Below are 399 nucleotides of genomic sequence, written 5' to 3' on the forward strand. Positions count from 1 at the left end.
GAACGTCTCGGCCGCCGCAGATGGGTGATCGAGCGCACCATCTCCTGGCTGACCGGCTACCGCCGCCTCACCATCCGCTACGAACGCCACCCCCGCAACTACCTGGCCCTCCTCGGCCTCGCAGCCGCACTCTGCTGCTACAAACGCCTCCTCAAACTGACCATGTAGGACACTGTCTTAGTCCCCATGGGCCAATTCGACAGTCAGCGCCCCACAGAGCCGCACTGCCTGTGCGGCTCCGTGGGTTGCGCCCCGAAGGGGCTCCTCTTCTCTCTTCCCGAATACCCGACCACCTCAGCCACGACAGCGGGGGGGGGGGGGGAAGAAGGGGGGGGGGGGGGGGGGCGCCCCTCTCTGTCCGTGGCCAAAGAACGGATGTATTCTCACACCCCCATTGCA

Annotated in this window: 1 protein-coding gene; it reads left to right on the plus strand. The window is 66.2% G+C overall.

From position 1 onward, the window contains the following. Positions 1 to 168: transposase (locus AC07BS_RS23215; protein WP_478934347.1), on the plus strand; the 168-nt coding region annotated here is incomplete at its 5' end. Between the last annotated feature and the right edge of the window lie 231 nt (positions 169 to 399).

Source organism: Streptomyces sp. NPDC044063 (genome assembly GCF_056434285.1).